17 protein-coding genes are annotated in these 20,306 nt (G+C 64.1%); 4 read left to right on the top strand and 13 right to left on the bottom strand.

The window, feature by feature from the left end:
- Nucleotides 1-38 precede the first annotated feature (38 nt).
- The 5 genes from AC1RJW_RS16410 to AC1RJW_RS16390 are packed head-to-tail and all read right to left on the bottom strand — an operon-like array spanning nucleotide 39 to nucleotide 7,442.
- Nucleotides 39-785, bottom strand: a complete 747-nt coding sequence (locus AC1RJW_RS16410) for a peptidylprolyl isomerase (RefSeq protein WP_493045852.1) — start codon at nucleotides 783-785, stop codon at nucleotides 39-41.
- Between the two features lie 15 nt (nucleotides 786-800).
- Complete coding sequence (narI, locus tag AC1RJW_RS16405; RefSeq protein ID WP_493045851.1) at nucleotides 801-1,487, bottom strand: respiratory nitrate reductase subunit gamma; 687 nt, start codon at nucleotides 1,485-1,487, stop codon at nucleotides 801-803.
- A 34-nt stretch (nucleotides 1,488-1,521) separates the two neighbouring features.
- Entirely contained in the window at nucleotides 1,522-2,166 is a 645-nt protein-coding gene (gene narJ, locus AC1RJW_RS16400) for a nitrate reductase molybdenum cofactor assembly chaperone (RefSeq protein ID WP_493046055.1), read from the bottom strand.
- 21 nt (nucleotides 2,167-2,187) lie between these two features.
- Entirely contained in the window at nucleotides 2,188-3,738 is a 1,551-nt protein-coding gene (gene narH, locus AC1RJW_RS16395; RefSeq protein WP_493045850.1) for a nitrate reductase subunit beta, read from the bottom strand.
- Nucleotides 3,735-7,442 (bottom strand): nitrate reductase subunit alpha, encoded by a 3,708-nt coding sequence (locus AC1RJW_RS16390; protein WP_493045849.1) that lies wholly within the window; start codon nucleotides 7,440-7,442, stop codon nucleotides 3,735-3,737. The genes narH and AC1RJW_RS16390 overlap by 4 nt, the downstream gene beginning before the upstream one ends.
- A gap of 243 nt (nucleotides 7,443-7,685) precedes the next feature.
- Between AC1RJW_RS16390 and AC1RJW_RS16385 the strand changes: the two genes are divergently transcribed.
- On the top strand, nucleotides 7,686-8,057 hold the full coding sequence (locus tag AC1RJW_RS16385) for a ribonucleotide reductase subunit alpha (RefSeq protein ID WP_070223625.1): 372 nt from the start codon (nucleotides 7,686-7,688) through the stop codon (nucleotides 8,055-8,057).
- Here the strand turns inward: AC1RJW_RS16385 and AC1RJW_RS16380 are convergent.
- Genes AC1RJW_RS16380 through AC1RJW_RS16370 form a run of 3 tightly spaced genes read right to left on the bottom strand, consistent with a single transcriptional unit; the run spans nucleotide 8,043 to nucleotide 11,421 of the window.
- On the bottom strand, nucleotides 8,043-8,738 hold the full coding sequence (locus AC1RJW_RS16380; RefSeq protein ID WP_493045848.1) for a carbonic anhydrase: 696 nt from the start codon (nucleotides 8,736-8,738) through the stop codon (nucleotides 8,043-8,045). The genes AC1RJW_RS16385 and AC1RJW_RS16380 overlap by 15 nt on opposite strands.
- 56 nt (nucleotides 8,739-8,794) lie before the next feature.
- The gene (locus tag AC1RJW_RS16375; protein ID WP_493045847.1) at nucleotides 8,795-10,180 is read right to left on the bottom strand and encodes a NarK family nitrate/nitrite MFS transporter; all 1,386 of its coding nucleotides are present in this window, start codon (nucleotides 10,178-10,180) and stop codon (nucleotides 8,795-8,797) included.
- Entirely contained in the window at nucleotides 10,177-11,421 is a 1,245-nt protein-coding gene (locus AC1RJW_RS16370; protein ID WP_493046054.1) for an MFS transporter, read from the bottom strand. Before AC1RJW_RS16370 ends, AC1RJW_RS16375 begins: the two co-directional genes overlap by 4 nt.
- Nucleotides 11,422-11,703: 282 nt before the next feature.
- Here AC1RJW_RS16370 and AC1RJW_RS16365 point away from each other — a divergent pair, with 282 nt between their 5' ends.
- Together AC1RJW_RS16365 and AC1RJW_RS16360 are read left to right on the top strand one after the other, a co-directional pair.
- Nucleotides 11,704-12,150: a GNAT family N-acetyltransferase gene (locus AC1RJW_RS16365; RefSeq protein WP_493045846.1), complete on the top strand. Its 447-nt coding sequence runs from the start codon at nucleotides 11,704-11,706 to the stop codon at nucleotides 12,148-12,150.
- An 87-nt stretch (nucleotides 12,151-12,237) separates the two neighbouring features.
- Nucleotides 12,238-12,615, top strand: a complete 378-nt coding sequence (locus AC1RJW_RS16360) for a SirB2 family protein (protein ID WP_493045845.1) — start codon at nucleotides 12,238-12,240, stop codon at nucleotides 12,613-12,615.
- 15 nt (nucleotides 12,616-12,630) lie between these two features.
- On the opposite strand, the gene AC1RJW_RS16355 is transcribed toward AC1RJW_RS16360, so the two are convergent.
- From AC1RJW_RS16355 to AC1RJW_RS16345, 3 genes are all read right to left on the bottom strand, one after another.
- Complete coding sequence (locus AC1RJW_RS16355) at nucleotides 12,631-15,093, bottom strand: TonB-dependent siderophore receptor (protein WP_493045844.1); 2,463 nt, start codon at nucleotides 15,091-15,093, stop codon at nucleotides 12,631-12,633.
- Between the two features lie 84 nt (nucleotides 15,094-15,177).
- On the bottom strand, nucleotides 15,178-16,152 hold the full coding sequence (locus AC1RJW_RS16350) for a FecR domain-containing protein (protein ID WP_493045843.1): 975 nt from the start codon (nucleotides 16,150-16,152) through the stop codon (nucleotides 15,178-15,180).
- A complete protein-coding gene (locus AC1RJW_RS16345; RefSeq protein WP_070223639.1) occupies nucleotides 16,152-16,664 on the bottom strand; it encodes a sigma-70 family RNA polymerase sigma factor in 513 nt (170 codons plus the stop codon). The genes AC1RJW_RS16350 and AC1RJW_RS16345 overlap by 1 nt, the downstream gene beginning before the upstream one ends.
- Nucleotides 16,665-16,913: 249 nt before the next feature.
- Here AC1RJW_RS16345 and AC1RJW_RS16340 point away from each other — a divergent pair, with 249 nt between their 5' ends.
- On the top strand, nucleotides 16,914-17,426 hold the full coding sequence (locus tag AC1RJW_RS16340) for a hypothetical protein (protein ID WP_493045842.1): 513 nt from the start codon (nucleotides 16,914-16,916) through the stop codon (nucleotides 17,424-17,426).
- Between the two features lie 10 nt (nucleotides 17,427-17,436).
- Here the strand turns inward: AC1RJW_RS16340 and AC1RJW_RS16335 are convergent, their stop codons facing one another.
- Both AC1RJW_RS16335 and AC1RJW_RS16330 read right to left on the bottom strand, forming a co-directional pair.
- On the bottom strand, nucleotides 17,437-18,744 hold the full coding sequence (locus tag AC1RJW_RS16335; RefSeq protein WP_493045841.1) for a DUF3472 domain-containing protein: 1,308 nt from the start codon (nucleotides 18,742-18,744) through the stop codon (nucleotides 17,437-17,439).
- A 130-nt stretch (nucleotides 18,745-18,874) separates the two neighbouring features.
- A complete protein-coding gene (locus AC1RJW_RS16330) occupies nucleotides 18,875-20,266 on the bottom strand; it encodes a Gfo/Idh/MocA family protein (RefSeq protein WP_493045840.1) in 1,392 nt (463 codons plus the stop codon).
- Between the last annotated feature and the right edge of the window lie 40 nt (nucleotides 20,267-20,306).

The following is a 20,306-nucleotide window of genomic DNA, read 5'->3' as shown; positions in this document are numbered from 1 at the left end:
GCCTAGCGGCCTACGCCTTTTTAGCTACGCATTTCTACTTACTGAACCAGCGGACTGGCTGTGCCTTCAAGCTTGATGCCGGCGATGTCGGCACGCCCCACCAGCAAATGCAGATACTGGTGCACGGCGCGCTGCCACGCCGCCCGCGCCAGCCGGTCGGCGATCTGCGCCTGCACCGCTTCGTACGGTATGGCCTGGCCGTCGACCCGGCGCAGCACCTGCACGATGTGGTAGCCGAAGCGCGTTTCCAGCAAATGGCTGGCCAGCGCGCCTGCCTCCAGGCGGAACACGAGGGCGTCGAATTCCGGCACGCTCTGGCCCGGCGACAGCTGGCCCAGGCTACCGCCCAGAGCGCCCGACGGACAGTTCGAATACTGCGCCGCCAGTTCGGCGAAGCGCTCGGGCGCCAGCTTCAGGGCATCGAGCACGGCTTGCGCCGTCGTGCGCAACAGCTCCAAAGGCGCCTCGGGCGTCACCTGGAACAGGATGTGGCGCGCCTCGACCAGCGCCCCGCTGCGAAACAGCTGCGGGCGCTGCGCATAAAAGGTGCGGCAAGCCGCATCGTCGGCGGGCGGCACGCGCACTTCCTGCGCGAACAGCGCCTCGATGCGGTCGTCATCGCTGGCGCCCTGCACGCCGAGGCGGCCGGCCTCGGCCAGCAGCAGCCGGCGCAGCACCAGTTCATGCACGGCCTGTTTCAGCGGATTGCCGGCACCATCGTGATGCGGCAGTTCCTGCGCGATGGCGGCATCGTCGATATCGATGCCATTGACGGAGATTCCCATAATATTGTTCCTTTCTTAACGGCGGCGAACCAACTGGTAAGCGCGACCAAGATATGCGACGGCGCCAAAGCCGCTCCATACGTGCACCAGACGGGTGAACGGGAAGATGACGAACAGCGACATGCCCATGAACAGGTGCAGCTTGAACACCAGCGGCGCATCGACGATGAAGGTGGCGGCGTCGCCGCGGAAAGTGACGATGTGCTGCGCCCAGTTCATCAGCAAGACCATCATGTGGCCATCCATGTGCGACGCCGAGACGAAGATAGACGACAGGCCCAGCAGCAAGGTCAGCAAAATCCACGCCATCACCAGCTTGTCGCCGGCCGTGGTAACGGCGCGCAGCCGTGCATTGCCGAAGCGGCGCGTCAGCAGGATCAGGATGCCGGCCAGGCACAGGCCGCCCATCACGCCGCCGGCCGCCATGGCCACGCCCTGCTTCAGGCTATGCGACACGCCCAAGGTATCCCACACCCAGACGGGGGTCAGCAAGCCGGCCGCATGGCCGAACAGCAGGCCGATGATGCCGATGTGGAACAGGATATTGCCCAAACGCAGGCTGCCGCGGTGCAGCAGCTGGCTGGAATCGGACTTCCACGTGTATTGCTCGCGGTCGAAACGGATCAGGCTGCCAAGAAAAAAGATGGCCAGCGCGATGTATGGATAAATGCCATACACAAATTGATGCAAATAATTACTCATGATGTACTCTCCTCATGCGGGCGCGGTGGGCCATTTAGGCGGCGCGCCGCGGCTGCGGGTGAAAATGCACGGGATGGACGCCGCCCGGGGCTTGACGCAGCAAGGGCTCGACGCCGTCCGCACCGGGACCGAAGGTTTCCAGCGCTTCATCCATGTCGCGCACCGGCGGTTCGGCCAGCATTTCGGCCGCCACGGGGCTCAGGCGTTCGAGCACGGCGAAGACGGGCGCATACGGGCTGCCGTTGGCCGTCAGCTTGCGGCCGATGTGCGCCAGCACGTGGACGGCGTCGCCCAGCAGCGGCGCCGAGACTGCCTCGTCGAGCTGCGCCAAAAACTCCAGGAACAGGGGCACGAAGTCGGGCAAGTCGTCGCCCACCATCTGCAGGCCGTGGCGCTTGTATTCCTCCATCAGGTCGACCATGGCCTGGCCCCGGTCGCGCGATTCGCCGTGGATATGCTCGAACAGGTGCAGCGAGTGCGACGGATTGCGGTCGAACGTGGCCACGTACTGCTGCTGCAGGTCGATCAGGCTGCTGCTTTCCAGGTGCGCCAGCAAGGGCCGCAACAGCGCCTGCTGCTCCGGCACGGCCGCCAGCGCGGCCTCCAGTTGCGGCAGGTGCGCGATCAGCTCGGGCTCGGGATACAGCAGCAGGCGCGACAGGACTTGGTAGTGATGCATAGCGTTGTTCATATCGGTTCCTTAGGCGCCAGGCGCCGTTTTGCGCGACTTCGGCATCTGCATGAAGATGGCCGAACCGTGTTTTTTCTTGCCGAACAAGGTCGGTTCGCTGCTGCCGTCCGAGCAGCCGTTGCCGAAACTGAAGCCGCACGAACCCTTCTCGTTGAAGCTGTCCTCGGCCATTTCCTTGTGGCTGCTGGGAATGACGAAGCGGTCTTCGTAATTGGCGATGGCCATGATGTGGTACATGTCCTCCACCTGCGCCTTGGTCAATCCCACTTGCTTGAGCACCGTGAGGTTCTCCACCTTCTCGACCGTCTTGCTGCGCATGTAGGCACGCATGGCCAGCATGCGGTCCAGCGCCGTGACGATGGGCGGCTGGTCGCCGGCCGTCAGCAAATTGGCCAGGTACTGCGCGGGAATGCGCAGGCTTTGCGTGTCCGGCAGCATGCCGTTGACGCCCAGCTTGCCCGATTCGGCGGCCGCCTGGATCGGCGACAGCGGCGGCACATACCACACCATCGGCAAGGTGCGGTATTCGGGATGCAGCGGGAACGCCACTTTCCACTCGACGGCCATCTTGTAGACGGGCGACTTGACGGCCGCTTCGAGCCAAAGGTCCGGGATGCCCTGGCGGCGCGCCTCGGCGATGATGGCCGGGTCGTGCGGATCGAGGAACAGGCCCAATTGCGCCTGGTACAGGTCCTGCTCCTGCGGCACGGAGGCGGCAGCCTCGATCTTGTCGGCGTCGTACAGCAGCACGCCCAGGTAGCGGATGCGGCCCACGCACGTTTCCGAGCACACGGTAGGCTGGCCGGCCTCGATGCGGGGGAAGCAGAACGTGCACTTCTCCGCCTTGCCGGACGACCAATTGTAGTAAATCTTCTTGTACGGGCAACCGGAGATGCACATGCGCCAGCCGCGGCACTTGTCCTGGTCGATCAGCACGATGCCGTCGTCTTCGCGCTTGTACACGGAGCCGGACGGGCAAGACGCCACGCACGTCGGGTTGAGGCAATGCTCGCACAGACGCGGCAGATACATCATGAAGGTGTTTTCGAAGGTGCCGTACATCTCCTTCTGCATGTTGTCGAACAGCTTGTCCTTGCTGCGCTGGGCAAACTCGCCGCCCAAGTCATCTTCCCAGTTCGGGCCCCACTCGATTTTTTCCATCTTTTTCCCCGTCAGCACGGAGATCGGACGGGCCGTCGGCGGCGTCTGCGACAGCGGCGCGCTTTGCAGGTGCTCGTAGTCGTAGGTGAACGGCTCGTAGTACTCGTCGATGGCGGGCAGGTTCGGATTGGCGAAGATATTGGCCAGGATCTTCAGGCGGCTGCCCTGGCGCGGCTCGATCTTGCCAGCGTCCGTGCGGCGCCAGCCGCCATTCCACTTGTCCTGGTTTTCCCACTGTTTCGGATAGCCGATGCCCGGTTTCGTCTCCACGTTATTGAACCACGCGTATTCGACGCCGTCGCGGCTGGTCCACACGTTCTTGCAGGTCACGGAACAGGTGTGGCAGCCGATGCACTTGTCCAGGTTCAGCACCATGCCGATTTGCGCTCTGATTTTCATACCATGCTCCCGTCTTCTGTTTCCAATGGCCCTTCGAGCCAGTCGACCTTGTTCATCTTGCGCACCAATACGAATTCATCGCGGTTGGAGCCCACCGTGCCGTAGTAATTGAAGCCGTACGCCAGCTGGGCGTAGCCGCCGATCATGTGCGTCGGCTTGGGCACGGCGCGCGTCACCGAGTTATGGATGCCGCCCCGCTTGCCCGTCATCTCCGCGCCAGGCACGTTGATGATCTTTTCCTGGGCGTGGTACATCATCGTCATGCCGGCCGGGATGCGCTGGCTGACGATGGCGCGCGCCGTCAGGGTGCCATTGACGTTGAAGACTTCGATCCAGTCGTTGTCGACGATGCCGGCAGCTTGCGCGTCGGTCTCCGACAGCCACACGTGCGGTCCGCCGCGCGACAATGTCAGCATGCGCAGGTTGTCCGAATACGTGGAGTGAATGCCCCACTTCTGGTGCGGCGTCAAAAAGTTCAGCGCCAGTTCCTTGTTGCCGTTCGGCCGGGTGCCCAGCAGCGCTTCCGTCGTCTTCGTGTTGATGGCCGGCTTGTACACGCACAGGCCTTCGCCGAAGTCGCGCATCCACAGGTGATCCTGGTAGAACTGCTGGCGGCCCGTCAGGGTGCGCCATGGGATCAGTTCATGCACGTTGGTATAGCCGGCCGTGTAGCTCACTTCCTCGCTTTCCAGGCCCGACCAGGTGGGCGAGGAAATGATCTTGCGCGGCTGCGCCTGCACGTCGCGGAAGCGGATGCTGTCATGCTCGCGCGGCAGCGCCAGATGCGTATGCTCGCGTCCCGTGATGGCCGATAACGCGGCCCAGGCCTTGACGGCCACGTGGCCATTCGTTTCGGGCGCCAGCGACAGGATCATCTCGGCCGCATCGATGGCCGTATCGAGGCGCGGCTGGCCCTTGGACACGCCTTCATCGAGCACTGTGCGGTTGATGCCGCGCAGTACCTCGACTTCATGCCCCGTTTTCCAGGAAATGCCCTTGCCGCCGTTGCCGATGGTTTCCAGCAGCGGTCCGATCGAGGTGAACTTCTTGTAGACATCGCGGTAATTGCGCTCGACCACCGTCATGTTCGGCATGGTCTTGCCGGGAATCGCATCGCATTCGCCGGCGCGCCAGTCCTTGGGATCGAAAGGCTGGCCCAGTTCGCCCGGGGTATCGTGCATCAGCGGCGTGAGGATGATGTCTTGCTGGGTACCCAGCAATTCGCCGCCGATTTCCGAGAATTTCTCGGCCAGCCCCTTGTAGATTTCCCAGTCCGACTTCGATTGCCAAAGCGGCTGCACGGCTTCGGACAGCGGATGGATGAACGGATGCATGTCCGACGTATTCAGATCGTCTTTTTCATACCAGGTGGCCGTCGGCAGCACCACGTCGCCATACAAACAGGTGGTCGACATGCGGAAGTCCAGCACCACCAGCAGATCGAGCTTGCCTTCGGCGGCCGGGCGCACTTTCACCTGTTTCGGCGTGATGCAGTCGTCTTCGTCGCTGAGCAAGCCGTTCTGCGTGCCCAGCAGGTATTTCAGGAAGTACTCGTGGCCCTTGCCCGAGCTGCCCAGGATGTTCGAGCGCCAGACAAACATATTGCGCGGGAAGTTGGCCGGGTTGTCCGGGTCGTCGCACGAGAACTGCAGCTGGCCCGCCTTGATCTGATCGAGCGCATACGCGGCCGGCGCCTGCCCCGCCGCCTTGGCGGCCCTGGCCACTTCCAGCGGATTGGTCTGCAACTGCGGCGCCGATGGCAGCCAGCCCATGCGCTCGGCCTTGGCGTTATAGTCGAGCAGGGTCAGGTCGCCCGTGCCGCCGGCCGCCGATGGCGAGGCGATGTCGCCCGTCTCCAGCTTTTCGTGGCGCCACTGGCTCGTGTGGGCATAGAAGAACGAGGTGCCGTTCATCTGGCGCATCGGGCGCACCCAGTCCTGGGCGAAGGCCAAAGGCGTCCAGCCCGTTTGCGGACGCAGTTTTTCCTGGCCCACGTAATGGGCCCAGCCGCCGCCCGACTGGCCGATACAGCCGCACATCATCAGCATGTTGATGATGCCGCGGTAGGTCATGTCCATGTGGTACCAGTGATTCAGGCCGGCGCCCACGATGACCATGCTCTTGCCGCGCGTCTGGTCCGCGTTTTCCGCGAACTGGCGCGCCACGGTGATGACGTCGGCGCGTTTCACGCCCGTGTGCTTCTCTTGCCACGCGGGGGTGTACGGCACGTCGTCGTCATAGCTCTCGGCCACGTTCTCGCCGCCCAGGCCACGGTCGATGCCGTAGTTGGCCAGGGTCAGGTCGAATACGGTGGTGACGAGGCCCGTCGTGCCGTCGGCCAGGCGGATGGTTTTCACCGGCACCTTGCGCAGCAGCATGTCGGACGCGTCCTTGCCGCCGAAGTAGGCAAAACCCACTTCCGTGACGGCGTCGCTGTCGTTGATCATGGAGAGCATCGGCACGATGGGCGCGCCGCTGCCGCCCGCCTTCTGTTCCAGGTTCCACTTGCCCGACTCGCCCCAGCGAAAGCCGATGGAGCCGGCCGGCGCGGTAATGGCACCCGTGGTCTCGTCGATGACGAGGGTTTTCCATTCCGGGTTGTTGGTTTCGTCGAGGTTGTTGTCCAGGTGCGAAGCGCGCAGGAAGTAGTCGGGCACCAGGGTGCCGTTATGCTCCTTGAGCAGCACCAGCATGGGGAAGTCCGTGTACTGGCGCGCATAGTCGCGGAAGTAGGCGCTCTGCCCTTCCGAGTGGAATTCCTTGAGGATGACGTGGCCCATGGCCAGCGCCAGCGCGGCGTCCGTGCCCTGTTTCGGCGCCAGCCAGATGTCGCCGAACTTCACCATTTCGCCGTAGTCGGGCGAGATGGCTACGGTTTTCGTACCCTTGTAGCGCACTTCCGTGTAGAAGTGGGCGTCGGGCGTGCGCGTCATCGGCACATTCGAACCCCACACCATCAGATAGGTCGAGTTGTACCAGTCGGCCGATTCCGGCACGTCCGTCTGCTCGCCCCACACTTGCGGACTGGCCGGCGGCAAGTCGCAGTACCAGTCGTAGAAGCTCAGGGCCACGCCGCCGATCAGCGACAGGTAGCGCGTGCCGGAGGCATAGCTGACCATGGACATGGCGGGAATCGGCGAGAAGCCGACGATGCGGTCCGGGCCGTATTTCTTGATCGTCAGCGCGTTCGCGGCGGCGATGATTTCATTCGATTCTTCCCACGTGGCGCGCACGAAGCCGCCCAGGCCGCGGATGGATTTGTACTGCTGCGAGCGCACGGGGTCCTGGCTGATCCAGTCCCAGGCCGTGACGGGGTCCATGGTCTTGCGCGCTTCGCGCCACATTTCCATCAGCCGGCCGCGCACCATCGGGTATTTCACGCGCTGGGCCGAATACACGTACCAGGAATAGCTGGCGCCGCGCGGGCAGCCGCGCGGCTCGTGGTTGGGCAGGTCGGGCCGCGTGCGCGGATAATCGGTTTGCTGGGTTTCCCAGGTGATCAGGCCATTCTTGACGTACACCTTCCAGCTGCACGAGCCGGTACAGTTCACGCCATGCGTGGAGCGCACGATCTTGTCGTGCTGCCAGCGCTGGCGGTAGGCGTTTTCCCAGGTGCGGTCTTCGTCGACCACGGTGCCATGGCCGTTGGAAAACGGCTCGGCGGGCTTGCTAAAAAATTTAAGACGGTCCAGAAAGTGACTCATGCTACCTCCACATTGCGCCGCAGGAGCGGCGCCAGGTCATAAAAACGCTGCAAGCCGGATGGCCCACGCGTCGATACAAACAGTCTATCGACGCGCCGTGCCCGGCGGTATTGGCAAGAAGTCGGTTTCCGGCACCAGGAATGCATAGGCGCGTAGTCACCCGGATAGTCACTATTGCCTATGGGCGCCGCGACCGTGCTGCGGTATACCTGTCGTCATCGTTCAACACAGAGAAAGAGCACCATGTCGATTACCGATTACGCCAGCCTGCTGCACAGCGCCCGCAACCAGGAGCAGCCGCAACGCCTGCTGTTCACCTTTACCCAGGCGCAGGCCCAGCCTGGCGGCCAGGGCAAGTCCCTCACGCCCGTGATGTGCGCCGACAAGCTGCCCGATGAACTGGGCAGCTTCGAGACATTGAAGGAGGAATCGAAACAGATGCAGACGCACTGGGACGTGGTCTTCGTGGCGGGACTGGCGGGTCGCGAGGGCCAGCCGCCAGCGGCGCAGGAATGCGAAGCGCCCCTGCGCGCCATGGTGACGGCCATCGAGCAAGGCCGCATCGACAGCCTGCTGGCGTTTGACCGCAGCGGGGATTTGTTACGCTTTAGTTGAATCTGGCCACGGGCGCTCATGCAAATGACGCGCCCGCTCTATCGGGCAGACCAAGGGCAAAAACTGCTGCTGGCGCGCGGAATAGGCCATCAGCGCCCCGCTGTCGATGTCGAAATACCATCCATGCAGTTTCAATACGCCCTGCTCCACCCTGCGCTTGAGCCACGGGTAGGTAAGCAGGTTGTCCAGCGACTGCAGGATGCTGGCCAGTTCGCACGCATGGTGCTGTTCTTCCGACGAACGGTGCGCCAGCTCGCGCCGCACGCGCTGCGCCACTGGTTCGGCGATGCGCATCCACTGTCCCACAAAGTCCGTTTCCTGGCCTTCCGCGCGCGGCTGCGGTTCCAGCAGCGCGCGGATGCCGCCGCAGCGTGCATGGCCCAGCACGATGACCCTGGCCACTTCGAGCTTGCAGACGGCGAATTCGATGGCCGAACTGACGCCGGGCGGCGCGTCGGGCGTGCACGGCGGCACCAGGTTGGCGATATTGCGCACGACGAACATGTCGCCCGGGTCGCTGCCCGTCAGCAGCATGGGGTCAACGCGCGAGTCGCAGCAGCCGATCAGCAAGGTCGAGGGCCGCTGCCCGTCGCGCAGGTTGTCGTACAAGGTTTGCGGCTCGCTGAAATACTGCTGCTGAAACAGGCTGAAGCCGTTGACGAATTTTTCCAGTTCTTCCATAACATACTCTCATTTCCTCAACGTCTGGCAAGAACGACTTGCCAGACATTCCAACTTTAGCAAGGCATCGGCGCATTCTTGCGCGCATAGCACCACCAGGTGATGGCGATGCAGCTGACATAGAAGCCGATGAAGCACCACAGGGCCGCGTCGGGGCTGCCCGTCAGCGCAATCGAGGTGCCATAGCTTTTCGGGATGAAGAAGGCGCCGTAGGCCGCCACGGCCGACGTGAAGCCCAGGACGGCCGCGCCTTCCTTGTTGGCGTCGACGATCGCTTGCTCCTGCGCCGCCTTGCCCTTGCCGGCGGCAGCGCGCTGGTGCTCCGTCAAAAAGATCACGGGGATCATGCGGAAGGTCGACGCATTGCCGATGCCCGTGCCGGCGAACAGCAGCATGAACATCCAGAAGAAGCCGCTGAAGCTTCCACCCACGCCCGCTTGCGGCATGAAGTACAGCACGCCCAGCACGGCGCCTATCATCAGGAGGAAGGACCACAGGGTGACGCGGGCACCGCCCAGTTTGTCGGAAATCACGCCACCGGCCACGCGCGCCAGGGCGCCGACCAACGGTCCCAGGAAGGCGTAATCGAGCGGGTTCACGTCGGGGAACTGGATCTTGATCAGCAGCGGGAACGCGGCCGAGTAACCGATGAAGGAGCCGAAGGTGCCCGTGTACAGCCAGCACATGAGCCAGTTGTGCTTGCGCTTGAAGATCACGGCCTGTTCGGAAAACGAGGCCTTGGCCGACGCCAGGTCATTCATGCCGAACCAGGCCAGCAAGGTGGACAGCGCGATGAACGGCACCCAGATGAAGCCCGCGTTTTGCAGCCACATCTCCTTGCTCACGCCAGTCTTGACCCAGGTGAGCGAATCACCGCCCCAGGCGCCGAAGACGGCGAACGTGATCACCAGCGGCACGACGAACTGCACCACCGACACGCCCAGGTTGCCCAGGCCCGCATTCATGCCCAGCGCGAAGCCCTTGCTCGCCTTCGGATAGAAAAAGCTGATGTTGGCCATCGACGAGGCGAAATTGCCGCCGCCGAAGCCGCACAGCAGCGCCAGGATCAGCATGGTCGGATAGCCCGTGTTCACGTCCTGCACGGCCAGGCCGATGCCGATGGCGGGAATCAGCAGCGAACCCGTGGAAATGGCCGTCCAGCGCCGGCCGCCGAAGATCGGCACCATGAACGAGTAAAAGATGCGCAAGGTGGCGCCGGACAGGCCCGGCAAGGCCGTCAGCCAGAACAGCTGGTTGTTACTGTAGGTGAAACCGATGTTGGGCAGGTTGACCACCACCACGCTCCACACCATCCAAACGGCGAACGCCAGCAGCAGCGCGGGAATCGAGATCCACAGATTGCGCGCGGCCGTGGCCTTGCCCGTGTTTTGCCAGAAGCTGGGCGTTTCCGGCTCCCAGGTATTGATCATATAGCGGCTCATGCTTTAACTCCTGCAGGTTGAGTAGTTGGTGCCGCACGCAGCGGCTTGAACGAGAAATGCATCCAGACGAGGGAAACGCAGACGGTGCCGTACAGCAGCATGAAGGAGCTCGAACGCACGCCCGTCAAATCCACCAGGGCGCCGAACATCACGGGCAGGATGAAGCCGCCCAGGCCGCCGGCCAGGCCGACTACGCCCGAGACAGCACCGATGTTGTCGGAAAAATCATCGCCGATGAACTTGAAGACGGACGCCTTGCCGACAGCCATGGCAATGCCGACGATGAACAGCAGCACGGTGAACCACAGCGGCGACAGGCCGATATGGAAGGCCAGCGGTCCCGTGACGGTTTCCACGACCATCTGCGTTTGCGGATACGACAGCAGGAAGAAGCACACCCAGCACACCCACATCACGGCCCAGGTGACTTTCGCCGCACCGTATTTGTCGGAGATCCAGCCGCCCAGCGCGCGCAGCACGCCGCCCGGCAGCGAGAAGCAGGCGGCCAACAGCGCCGCATGCTTCAGATCGAAGCCGTATTCGGCCACGTAGTACTTCGTCATCCACAGGGCCAACGCCACGTAGCCGCCGAACACCACCGAGTAGTACTGGCAGTAGCGCCACACGCGCGGGTCCTTCAGCACCTTCATCTGGGCCGAAAAACTTTCGCCCGATGGGGCCAGGTGCGACTTGTCGGTGTACGAAAACAGCCAGAAGAGGATGGCCGTGGCCAGCATGGCCACCGCATACACCTTGGGCAGCATCTGCCAGCCGAAGGCGGCGACGATGCCCGGCGCGACGAACTTGGTCAGCGCGGAACCGGAGTTGCCGGCGCCGAAGATGCCCATCGCCAGGCCGCGGCGCTCCTTTTCGTACCAGCGCGCCACGTACGGCGTGCCGACGGAAAACGAGCCACCCGCCAGACCGACGAACATGCCCAGCACGAGGAAATGCCAGTAGGCGGTGGCGTAGGAGATCAGGTAGATCGGCACCACGCTGGCCAGCATCAGCAGGAAGAAGACGCGGCGTCCGCCGTATTTGTCCGTCCAGATGCCCAAGGGAACGCGCACGAGGGAGCCCGTCAGCACGGGCATGGCGGCCAGCAGGCCGAATTGTGTTTCAGTCAAGCCCAGGCTGGCCTTGATGGGGATGCCGAGCACGGCAAACATCATCCAAACCGCAAAGCAGATGGTAAATGCGAAGGTACTGCTGATCAATACGGATGCCTGCTTGCGCCGCATGCCCGGTTCGACTGCCTTGTTAATACTGTTGTTCTTAGTGCCATCTAGGGTAGCCACGATGTTTCTCCATGAATGCACTGGCCGTCTGGCCAGCCGTCCCGACCAGCTTACGTGGCAGAGGCGAAAGGCACTATCGGCCACAGGGTGATTCTGGGAAGGCAATCTGGATAGCCACATCGGCAAAAGTGACTAGCTACGGGGCCGTGAAACTAGTCTGGATGGCGGGTGTTTTACAAACCGGCGCATTTTTGGCACACTCGGCGCCTGGAGAAAAGGAGCGGCATGCAGAACAGGCACGAAACAGACGAGATCATCACGCGCGCGGCCCAAGCTGGCGATGTGGACGCCATGCTGGCCTGCGACGCCTATGCCCAGGCGCACCCGGAGCGTGGCGAGGCCGTGCGCGATGCCGTCGGCAAGGGGTACTGCCAGGTGGCCATCCGGGCCGGCCAGGTGGCCGGCTATGTCCTCACGCACGGCGACTTCTTCGGCCACGATTTTGTCTCGCTGGTGGTGGTCTCGCCCGCGCACCAGTGCTGCGGCGTGGGATTGCGCCTGCTGACGGCCGCCGCTGCCACTTGCAAGACAGGGAAGCTATTCACCTCGACGAACCAGTCGAACGGCGCCGCGCAACGGCTGTTCGCCAGCGCGGGTTTCGTGCGCAGCGGCCAGATCGACCATCTCGATGCAGGCGATCCGGAATGGGTGTACGTGAAATTCCTGCCTTAGGCCCGTCTCATCCCGACGGCGTATGGTGCGGAAGGCCAAAGGCGGCTATGCTGTCGCCACGATCAATCAACGCCCACCACATCACGCATGGATTATCTGAGCCTCAAGCATTTCCACATGGGCTGCGCCGCCGCCAGCGGCTGTCTTTTCCTGTTGCGCGGCGCCTGGATGCTGCGCGCCTCGCCCGCCTTGCAGCAGCGCTGGGTAAAAATCCTGCCGCACCTGATCGACACGGCCCTGCTGGCCAGCGCCATCGGCCTGGCCGTGTGGAGCGGCCAGTCGCCGGGCAGCCAGCCGTGGCTGGCCGCCAAGCTGTGCGCGCTGCTGGCCTACATCGTGCTGGGCACCATCGCCCTGAAGCGGGGCAAGACGCCGGCCGTGCGCGGCGCCGCCTTCGCGGCAGCCGTGCTGGTATTCGCCTACATCGTCGCCGTGGCCGTTACCAAACAGGCATGGCCGCTGTAGCACCAGGTAAGCGCATCAGAAGAGGTAGCGCAGGGTGACGCTGGCATTGCGCGGCGCGCCCCAGTAGCCCTGGTTGTACATGCCAAGCTGGCTGTAGTAATGCTTGTCGAACAGATTGTTGACGTTCGCCTGCAGCGACAGCTGACGCGACAGCGCATATTTCACCATCAGGCCGGCCACCGCATAACCGCCCTGCTCCACGCGCTCGACACCGTTCGGTCCCGTGGCATCGCGGTAAGCGCCGCTCTGCCAGTTCACGCCGCCGCCCAGCGACAAGGCGCGCCAGCCGCCAGGCAACTGCCAGGTGGAAAACACGCGCGCCAGGGTCTGCGGCACATAGCTGTTCAGGCGCGCGCCCGTGTTGTCCTCGGCCGCCGCGTGCGACACGCTGGCCGAGACGTTCCAGCCCTTGGCCAGCTCGCCCGACACGTCCAGTTCCACGCCCTTGCTGGTGGTGCCCGAAGCCGCGTAGTACGCCTGCGTCAGGGAGTTGCCGACAAAATGGCCCGTGTCTTCCTGCGCCAGGCCATCCTGCGCGATGCGGAACACGGCCAGCGCCGCATTGAGTTTGCCGCCGAAATACTCGCCCTTCACGCCCGCCTCCGCATTCTTGCCCTGCACGGGGTCGAGATAGCGGCCGAACCGGTCCTGGTAGCCCTGCGGCTTGAAGATCTTGCTGTAGCTGGTGTACAGCGCGTGCTGCGCATCGATATCCCATACCAGCCCCGCGTACGGTGTGACGGCATGCTTGGCGTAGGCGTAGCCGCCACCCCAGTCATCGATATGATCAGCCTTGTAGCGGCTGTAGCGCGCGCCGACGATCAGCTTCAAGGGGTCGGCCAGCGAAAAGCGCGCCGTGCCATAGATCCCACGCTGCTGCACCGTGTCGAGCAACTTCCAGCGGTAGAAGTCAGGATCGTTCCAGTCCGGCTCCGGCGCCACGCCCTGCCACTGGTAGAAATTGCCATAATCGACGCTGCCGCCCGAAATTCCCGGATTGCTGGCGAACTGATTGCTGCCCGAGACGCCGAACGCCAGGTCGTGCGTGCGGCCCAGCAGCTGCACGGGCCCCTGCACATAGGCGTCGACGCTGTTCTGGCGCCGCGTGCCCGAATAAAACCCGGGACTGCCCGTGACGCCCTGTCCCGTGACCTTGTCTGGCCAGGTGTAGGCGAAGGTTTCGGCGGCCGAGTAATTGCCCCAGCCGTGATTCAGCATGGCCGTCAGGTTCCAGCCGCTGCCCAGCTGCTGCTCCAGGCGCAAAAAGGCCGTCTGGCTGCTGCTGAACCAGCGGCTCCAGGTGGCGGCCGTGGTGGTGGAGCGGGAAAACGTGGCCCGTTCGCCATCCGCGTACCACAGCGGCAAGCCGCCGTACATGCCGCCACGCGGGCGGTTGTCCTGGTATTCATAGCCGGCGATCAGCACGCTGCCCGGCGCCAGATCCGCTTCCACGGTGGCATAGGCCATGGCCTTCTTGCCATGATACAGATTCACATACGATTCGCTGTCCTGGTAGCTGGCCACGACGCGGCCGCGCACCTTGCCATCCGCCGTCAATGGCGCGGACAGGTCCGCGCTGGCGCGCGCATTGTTCCAGGAGCCCAGGCTCAGGGCGGCAGCGCCGGCCAGCTGCGCCGACGAGGCACGCTTGCGCACCAGGTTGATGGTGGCAGACGGTTCCCCCGCGCCTGTCAGCAGGCCCGTGGCGCCGCGCACGATCTCGACCCGGTCGTAGGCCGTCATGTCCAGGGTGCTGTCACCCACGTTATAGGCATTGTCGACCGTGGTGGGAATGCCGTCGTACTGGTAGCTGGCGATGGAAAAACCGCGCGCGAAGAACGAGGTGCGGTCGCTGTCGTAGCGGTTGATGGCCACGCCGGCCGCGTTTTGCAGCACCTCTTCCACCGTTTGCAGGTTCTGGTCATCCATCTGCTGGCGCGTCACCACGCTGACGGCCTGCGGCGTTTCGCGCACGGACAGGCCCAGGCGCGTAGCCGAGCGCATGGCCTGCGTCGTGTACGACCCGCTGCCTTCCGTCGTGCCTTTGGCATCGGCAGCCGCCGTCACCGTCATCTCCGGCATGGTCTGTCCCATGCTGGCAGGCGCCGCTTCCAGCACATAGCCGCCATTCGCCTGCGCCACGGCGCGCAAGCCCGAGCCGGCGACGATGGCGCCCAGCGCCTCGGGCACGCTGTAGCTGCCCGCCAGGCCGGCGCTGCGCTTGCCCGCCAGCGCGGCGGCCTGGTAGGAAATCATGGTGCCCGTCTCCTGGCCGAAGCGCACCAGCACCTGCTCCAGGGAGCCTGCCGGTATCGCCAGCTCGATGCGCGCCGCATTCGCGGCCTGGGCCGAAGGAGCAAAGATGGTGGCGCCGCTGGCGGCGAGCAGCCACAGGGCCTGGCTGACAGCCAGCGCCGCCACGCTGCGGCGGCAGGTACGGGAGGCGGAAGAAGCGTGAATAAGTGTTGTGCTGGGCATGCGGACTGTTTTCCTGAAAGTGAATGAAGGGTTCACTTGCTATGTCACGCGAAAATCGCAAACCCCTCACTTTCCAGAAAATATTTATGCATGCTGCCGATGCGGCACCACGCTCACCCAGAAGCGCGTGGTCTGGCGCACGTCGACGGGCAAGGTGCGCGTCAGCATGTCCAGCACTTGCGTCGTGTCGGCCAGTGGATAGATGCCGGACACGCGCAAGTGGGCAATGGCCGGATCGCAAGCCAGGCGCCCAGGGCGGTAGCGGGCCAGTTCGCCGATAAACTCCGCCAGCGGCATGTCGTGCGCCACCAGCATGCCAGCCGTCCAGGCATCCGCACCGGCAGGCAAGGTTCCGACGGTCCCGATACGCTCCGCCGTGAACGTCGTTTGCTGCCCCCCCTGCAGCCTGCGCGCCGCATCGGGCGCATGTTCCAGTTGAATGTCGACGGCACCGGCGAACACGCCCAGCTGCGTGCGCGCTCCTTCCACGCGCACGGCAAAGCGCGTGCCCACCGGTTGCAAGCGGCCTTGCGCCGTTTGCACGAAAAACGGCCGGCCAGCCGGATCCCGCGCCGTACTGACCATGATCTCGCCTTTGACTACCGTCACCAGGCGCTGGCCCGCGTCATAGCGCACGTCGATGCTGGATGCCGTATTGAGCGCGATGCGCGTGCCGTCGTCCAGCACGACGTGGCGTAATTCTCCCGTGCCCGTGCGGTAGTCGGCAAGCCAGAAGCGCGCCTGCTCATCGCCGCCCGCCAGCCAGGCGCCGCCGCCCACGGCCAGCAGCGCCAGCAACTTGAGGGACTGCCGCCGCGCCGCATTTGCCTGCGCATGGACCGGCTTGCGCGCCAGCGTGCCGTGCGCCAGCGGCGCGGGCAAGGCACGCATGCGCGCCATGCAGCCTTCCACATGCTGCCAGGCTTGCTCGTGTTCCGGGTCACTGTCGCGCCAGGCGCGCCAGGCCTGCTCCACTTCCGGCGTGGCGTCGCCGGCCTGCAGGCGCACCAGCCATTCCACCGCTTGCAGGTTGGCCGCTTCGGGCGTGAAGGCCCCCATCACGATGCCGGATGGGCAAAGAAACACTGGTGCATGGCTTTGACCAGGTAGCGCTGCACGGTCGCCAGCGAGACATTCAGTTCCAGCGCGATGGCCGCCTGCGGCATGCCATCGAGCTGCGACAGCAGGAACGCGCGGCGCACGGCAGGCGCCAGGCCATCGAGGCGGCGGTCGATATCGAACAGGGCTTCGAGCAGGATCGCCTGCGCCTCGGGATCGGGCGCGTGCTGCGCCGGCAGGCTGGCCAGGGTTTCCAGGTAGGCCGCCTCCAGGTCGCGCCGGCGGTACAGATTTCCCAGCACGCCCTTGGCCACCGTCGTCAAAAAGGCGCGAGGCTCGCGTGCGGCGATGGCTTCGTCGCGATTGAGCAGGCGCATGAAGGTGTCATGCGCCACGTCGGCTGCGTCAAAGGCGTTGCCCAGCTTGTGCCGCAGCCAGCCTTGCAGCCACCGGTGGTGTTCGTGATACAGGCTGCCCACCTCCTGGTGAGCGCCGGGTTGGGCCGCCGACACGTCGCATACTCCCTGATTCGCAAATAATAATGATTCGCATTCTATATCCATGCCGTACCGCGGCGCAAGCGCCCTGCCTACGCTTGTTTGACGCGCTTCTTTCCAAAATTTCCTTGCTGATCGTATCCGGTGGCGTAGCCTGCATTGCAAATTCTGCAGAACGCGCCCGGCTACGCGGCAATGATAGTATCGGCAACATCATCAACAAGCCGGCCACCCTGGCCATGCATCCCCCATTGAAAGGCGAACATGCTGCTATCCGAACTGCTGACCAAGCTGACCTGCGGTGACCTCGAAGGCGAGGAGCTCGACGAGGCCGTCGCCGCCATCACCGCTGCGCCCTCCGCGCCACGCGACGAATGGATCGACAGCGATGCGCAAGCCTACGCGGTCGCGATCCTCTCGCACCTGGGCGGCTATATGGCGTCGAGCGACAAGCTCGATGAGCTGCACGAACAGATACAGGACATGTTCGACGAATTCCCCGACTTCCCTTATGAGCTGCTCAAGGACAGTGACAATAGCGCGCTGCCGTATTTCGAGTGGCTCGATACGGAACTGGCGCAGCGCGCCGTGGATGAAGGCGGCTATGAGGTGATCCAGATCGACGGTAACGGCACCGACGAAATGGATGCGCTGGTGGTGTACCGGCGCGATACAAACGACATCATCCAGGCGGCTGCATTGATGGGCGTGACGATAGGCCGGCCGCTCACCTACTATCGCGGCATCGAAGCGATGGCGGGCAAGCGGCCGGGCTAAGAACCCACGCCTATTGCATCGGCAAGGTATTCACATCGATGGCGGGCGCCTGGCCTGTCGCGGGGCGCGTGAAGTTCTGGCTGGTCTTCACGTAATCGGCAAAGAAGCCGCCGTTATGCAGGTAGAACTTGCCGTTCTCCACGCCGCCCGCGTAATCCATGCGCTGCGCATTGGTGGCCGTGGCGTCGCCCGTGAAGCGCCCCGCCGTCACTTCCGACCAGGTGCCGGCAACGTTCCTCGCCCACTGGTTGCCGAACTGGACGCGGCGCTCCGTGTAGCCCAGGGTATCGATGAAATTCTCGAGGAAGGAATGCACGCCCGTCAAATACGTGGAAATCGCCGGCCGCTTCCAGGTGGCGATGTAGCGCCACTTGCCCGTTTCCGGCGCAAAGAACCAGGCCGAGTAATCGCTGCCGCCATTGCCGTCGGGCCGCGCGCGCGTGATGAAACGGTAGGTCGTGCCGGCCGCCCAGTTATACGACAGATAGGTCTGCCCGCCCGTGCCCTCGCCGCCGAACGCATTGTCGACCACGCCGGCGCCCTTGCTGACCAGGGTGGTTTTCGCGCCATTGTCGGCATCCCACACGGAGAACAGGATCCAGCGCTCGCTCGGCGATTTCACCTGGATGCCCATGTAGCCCTGGCTGAAGCCGTTGGCCATGAAGTAGGAGCCGATGGCGTCCTGGCCGACGGGGATCGTCATCTCGTTATAAAAATACTCGGTATTGGCCGGCACCGTATAGCCCATGTGCACGGACGGGCCGCGCCGCGACCAGTAGTAATTGGCGGGGTCGTTGGCGTAGGTCAGCGCGGCGCTGGCCGTCACCTTCAGCGCCGCAACGTCGCCGAACGTTTCCTTGACCCGGGACAGCCCCTGCAAGTCGACCTTCACATAGCCGGCCGCCGCCACGTTCACCGTGCCGACGGCATAGGTCTTGCGTTCCTTGCCGGCCAGCTTGACGTCGAACGGCGTGCCGTTGATCTTCACGCGGATGGTGCTGTTGCCGCCATCGGCCAGGCTGGCGTCGAGCGCCACCTGCACGGGTCCCGCCTCGGCCACGCGGAAATACGTGCTGGCGACGGCATCGGGATTGCTCCAGCCGGCCAGGCCACGCTCGTTGATGACGGCGCCTTTATCGCCGCTGGTGATGAAGGCGTTGCCGGCCAGTTCCACGGTGGCGGAAGTGGCGGGCGCGGCCACGGTGGCGGCCAGCAAGGCGGTGCCGCCCGAGCCGGTGGCGGTGGCGCCGCCGCAGGCCGCCAGCAGCATCGGCATGGCGGGAAGGAATGCAAAGAGCAATGAACTTCTGTGTTTCATCAACGTCTCCTGGTGTGGTACGGCTTGCGGCGGACGAACAAGGGCCTGCGCGCCTGCGCCGCGGTTGAAAAACGGATCGGGAAAGAAAAAACCCGCTACGGCAACTGGTGCGGTAGCGGGTCGTTAAGGCTTAGTACTTGCCGTCGAGGGCGAAGATCGGCTTGCGCGATTTCCACTGCCCGCCCGTGAAGTCCGGGAAGTCCAGGGTCTGGAAGTTGGCGGCGATCGACTGTTCGGACAGCGGCGTGATGGCGCTCCACGTCACGGCATCGTAGATATCGATCGGCATCGGCGCGTTGGCCTTCAATGCTTCGACAAAGGCGTGGATGACGAAGAAGTCCATGCCGCCGTGGCCCGCGCCTTCGGCTTGCGCCGCATACTTGCGCCACACGGGATGCTCATACTTGTCCTGGTAGACCTTGAAGTCGTCCCACTGGTGCGGCTTGCTGACGCCTTCGATATGGATGGAATTGTTCAAGTCCATCCACAGGCCGTCCGTGCCTTGCACGCGGAAGCCCAGCGAATACGGGCGCGGCAGACTCGTATCGTGCTGCAGGATGATGGTTTCGCCGTTCTCGCACGCCAGGGTGGTGGTGACCACGTCGCCCAGCTTGAATTTCACTTTGGCGTTCGCATGCTGCGCGCCGCCCGGCTGCTTGACGATGTAGTCATGCAAGCCGCGCGCCTTGGTGGCGAAGGCGTTGATGCGCGTGAAACGGTTGCCGCGGTTGATGTTGGTGTACATGGCGCAGGGGCCGATGCCATGGCTCGGATACAGTTCGCCATTGCGCTCGACCGAGTGCTGCGTGCGCCAATGGGCTTCCGACCAGCCCTTCTCTCCGAACTCCACGCCGCCGCCATACGGCTTGGCGGGATTGCCGCTGTTGAATTTCACGGCGCGCAAATCGTGCTGGTAGCCGCCCTGCAGGTGCAGCAGTTCGCCGAACAGGCCCGCGCGCACCATCTGCAGCGCCGCCATCACGTCGCGGCGGTAGCACACGTTTTCCAGCAACATGTACGGCGTGCCAGTTTTCAGCTGGGTGTTCAGGACATCCCAGTGGTCTTGCAGGGTGATGCCGGCCACCACTTCACAGCCGACGGCGATCTTCGCCTGCATGGCGGCGATCGCCATCGGCGCGTGGAATTCCCACGGCGTGGCGATGATCACGCCATCGAGCCCGCCCGCGTCCAGCATGCGCTTGTACGCTTTCTGGTCGCGGTCTTCGCCATACGTGCGCGGACGCGGCTTGCCGGCTTTTTCCACCTGGCCCAGCGCATGTTTCAGCATGATCGGTTCGATATCGCACAGGGCAACGACTTCCACGTCGTCGCGGCGCACCAGTTCGGCCAGCAGCACCTGGCCGCGCATGCCCGTGCCGATCAGGCCCAGGCGGACCTTGTCGCGGCCGGCGGCGGGTGCGGCATTGGCCTCGCCAGGCAGCAAGGCGCTGCCGGCCATGGCGCCACCGGCCAGCGCGGCGCTGGCGGACAGGAAATTGCGTCGATTGAATTGTGTCGTCATTGGTCTCTTCTCGCTTCCATTGGTAATGATCGTCGCCGGC

This window comes from Janthinobacterium sp. GW822-FHT07A03, assembly GCF_058798815.1.
The sequence above is the reverse complement of the archived record's forward strand: the minus strand, read 5'-3'. Positions and strand labels throughout refer to the sequence as shown.